The sequence below is a fragment of the Methanospirillum sp. genome, from assembly GCF_035560735.1.
In the GTDB taxonomy this organism is placed as follows: domain Archaea; phylum Halobacteriota; class Methanomicrobia; order Methanomicrobiales; family Methanospirillaceae; genus Methanospirillum.
Genome location: NZ_DATMYY010000397.1, coordinates 1 through 3,665, shown reverse-complemented (window position 1 = coordinate 3,665; position 3,665 = coordinate 1). Strand labels below are relative to the sequence as shown.

At 46.0% G+C, this 3,665-nt stretch carries 2 protein-coding genes; one reads left to right on the top strand and one right to left on the bottom strand.

The window, feature by feature from the left end; translation table 11 throughout:
- Positions 1-149 precede the first annotated feature (149 nt).
- Positions 150-1,664, top strand: coding sequence for a carboxylesterase/lipase family protein (locus VN429_RS11750; RefSeq protein WP_325633557.1), 1,515 nt, complete (start codon positions 150-152; stop codon positions 1,662-1,664).
- Between the two features lie 265 nt (positions 1,665-1,929).
- On the opposite strand, the gene VN429_RS11745 is transcribed toward VN429_RS11750, so the two are convergent.
- Complete coding sequence (locus VN429_RS11745; protein WP_325633555.1) at positions 1,930-3,618, bottom strand: TIGR03768 family metallophosphoesterase; 1,689 nt, start codon at positions 3,616-3,618, stop codon at positions 1,930-1,932.
- Positions 3,619-3,665 lie beyond the last annotated feature (47 nt).

Below are 3,665 nucleotides of genomic sequence, written 5' to 3'. Positions count from 1 at the left end.
ATACAAAGTCTTAATCGTTCATAGCCGAATAGATATCAAAAGTGCTCTGGTTTCTGGTAAGATTGTAAAGAAATCCCGGTGTTTTTAAGGAATCTGTCCTTTTCAGAGGAAGGTAGACCAATTACAGACGGGAAAAAGTGGAGGATCATATGAACATACAAAAGAGAATTGGTTTTTTCCTGATAATCTGCCTGATATTTATCGGGGTTTCTGCAGGAGCATCTCTGAATGAATCGCCAACAGCGGTGGTTAAAACTGATGCTGGTCTTATCTCAGGATTAGAGCAGGATGGACTCAGGGTATATCTTGGAATTCCTTTCGCAGCTCCCCCAACTGGAGACTTTAGGTGGAGAGCACCGCAGCCGGTGATTCCCTGGGATGGGGTCAGGGAAACAACGGCTTTTTCACCGGCATGCCCACAGCCGATTGCAGCAGATCCAAATCTTTCCATGAGTGAGGACTGCTTGTATCTCAATGTCTGGACCCCGGCAAAGACTGACAACGAAAAACTCCCGGTTATGGTCTTTTTCTATGGTGGAGCATTTGGAAAGATCGCAGGTTCTATGTCTCTCTATAACGGGACCGCTCTTGCACAAAAGGGAGTCATTGTGGTCACTCCCAATTACCGGGTCGGTGCTCTCGGATTCCTTGCTCATCCAGAACTGGATGCAGAGTCTACACAGAACAGTTCTGGTAACTACGGGCTCCTTGATCAGATTGCTGCTCTGGAGTGGGTCCAGCGAAACATCGAATCGTTTGGTGGAGATCCATCTAGGGTGACAATATTTGGACAGTCAGCCGGGGGAGAGAGTATTCTCATCCATCTGGCAAATCCAGAGACTAAAGGACTTTACCAGCAGGCAATCGTGGAAAGCGGTACCTTCTGGACAAAAGGGGCAGAGATTGATGCTCTGTATACCAAAGATGATGCTGAACAGCTTGGGGAGGCATATGCGAAGAGCCTTGGTTTCTCAGGCCCTGATGCAATAGAGCAGATGCGAAACCTGAGTTACCAGGATATCACTAATGCAACACCCTGGCCGCCTTCTTCGTTTAAGATGGTGAATACCCCGCATTTTGAGCCGACAATCGACGGCTCGGTAATACCAGAAGCACCGGAGACTGTGTTTCGTGAAAACCGCGAGAATCCGGTCCCACTGATCATCGGAAACAACGTTGATGATGGAACGACCCTTGCAGCTGGTGCTAACATGAGTGTTCAGGAGTACAGCACCTTTATCCAGAGCAGGTTTGGGAATGAATCCAGTAAGGTTTTAGAAAAATATCCTGCGAATTCAACCGCAGAAGTACAGCTCAGACTGGAACAGATCATGACTGATTATGATTTTACTGACCCGGTAAAGTTCGTAGCAGGATCAATGGCAAACATAAGTCCTGATACGTACCGGTACCAGTACTCGTATGTCCTTCCCGGGCAACCCTATGGAGCATTCCATGGCAGCGAGACCATGCTCCTCTTCGGTGTCCCGTTACCTGAAAACCCGGTAACTGATTCAGTCAGAGAGAACATGATCGATCTCTGGACGCAGTTTGCAAAGACGGGTGATCCAAACGGTGGAATGAATGTCACCTGGCCTAAGTACACCGAACATGAAGCCTATCTGGATATCGGATCAGTTCCATCTGTGAAGAGTGCCTCGTAACACTCATTCTCTTTTTGCATGAAAAAGTCCTTTTCATTAGTCCTGCCTGGGGCCCCCAACGGGGCACCGTTGGGGTTTTTCGGTTTCATATTCAGTACATTCCCTCTAATTTGTTCACTCCGGGCAGTGAATGAATCACCTATACTGCTTTACTTTTGAACTGGTCGAGACTTGAAATCAGTTGCCTGACAATCAGGCAACAGAAAGTCGATCAGATAGACCTTTTGATCCGTGAAAAAGAGGCAGGTATAAGGCTTCAGGAAAATCAGGGGGTTATGGAGGTTCCCAGATTCTGAATCTTCTCCTGCATGTCAGGAGTTACTTGTTTGACCAGTTCTGCATTATAAGACCCACTTGGCTTATACGGAATAGTACTGTTAAATATTTTATCTGCTGCCACTGCGTAGAAACGTGACTTTGCAGCAATCGTTCCATCTTTTGCTGCCGGATCAACATCGGTTGCAAAGATAGAGATCGTATTGTCGGTATTGCGGACAATATCAAAGGTTCTAAGCTGCTGTGGGAAATCACGTAGTGATGAGGTCTCAACCTCCCAGAACCCGAGTTCAGGATGGTCAGGATCCGGTGAAATCTGCGGAGTAATGGCATTGACATGTCGATGTCCTGCGATCCACAGGATCAGGTTTGGATAGGTATGCAGAGTATCAAGCAGTTGTTGCTCTGATATCTCAGCAACCGAGCTCCATCCGGTATATTCGTCAAGGGAAGAACCACTTGCTTCTGTTGCTATCGGGATGTGAGCAGCAATGATCATCAGTTTGCCTTCAGCCTGACCCTGATCCAGTTCATGTACAAGCCAGGTGAACCGTTCATTATCAAGTGAACCATGTCCATACCCACCAACATCAGTATCATTCGCATTCTGAGTATCGTCAAGTACAATGACCTTTATAGGAATGTCAGATTTTGGTTCAAACGAATAGCATGCAAAACCTGAATCAGCATCAGATTTATTAAATCCATGACCTTTCGGGTTTGAAGTCGTATTGAAGAATTCACCCATCCATTCAGGAACCGAAAGGGCACGGCGGTTTGAATCGGCAGCCAGAACTTTTGGAGGTGTTTTGAAATCAGATACATTCCCTACTCCGATAATATCTCCATTCACCGTTCTTCCATCGATTGCACCCATATAGAATCCACGACTCTTGATACCAAGAGGATTGGTGAAAATATTACCCATATTCAGGATGTAGGTTCCGGTATAGTTCGATTTCAGGTAATCATCAGGGGGATTTGTTCCGATCCAATTGTGATCGTGATTTCCAAGAGCCTCATACCAGGGTATCGACTTGTTCAGTCCTGCTGCCTGGTACACATCCTGATAATCATTGAGAGGTCCGGGAACCGGATCATCCTTGACTCCTGAATCAGGATTTATTCTTTTCCCGTCCATGACATCAATGAACCATCTGAGTTCATTGTACTGTTCGTTGTTGGCAACATCACCAAGAGCGATACCAAAATCAAACGGATCTTCGGTATGGAGGGCGTTCACGGTCTGGACAGCAGCATCAAGAACCTGAGTGGATGAGAGCATGACCGGGGAATACCCTGATGACTGACCACCTTTGTACCCGAAATAAATACCCTGCGTGGGAGTTTCTTTGTCAGTGATGTGTACATCAGTCATATCAAAAAACCGGAGCAGTTTTACAGAACCATTCTCCGATGGATTTGTGTATCCGGGTGACATCAGGTCAACCCTTTTATCATAACCGAGTCCATCACCGAACTTCCATACCCCATACCCATATACCGAATAGTTGGAGACATCATCAGGAAGGATCTGAGGTGATGTCAGAGGCACGGCAACAGGAATTATAGTACGATTCAGGGTAGTAACGACCGTTGAATCTATAGGATAGGCTGAAGCGATGCCTCCGATAAGGAAAAATGCAAGCACTATTCCTATTACCACCAATGGTTTCATGTTTCTACTTGAAATGATCTCTATTTAAAACGATGTAACAATCATTT

What these genes read in the sequence shown, in the direction of transcription:
- VN429_RS11745 (WP_325633555.1), bottom strand. Translation starts at nt 3,618, where the DNA reads ATGAAACCATTGGTGGTAATAGGAATAGTGCTTGCATTTTTCCTTATC.
- VN429_RS11750 (WP_325633557.1), top strand. Translation starts at nt 150, where the DNA reads ATGAACATACAAAAGAGAATTGGTTTTTTCCTGATAATCTGCCTGATA.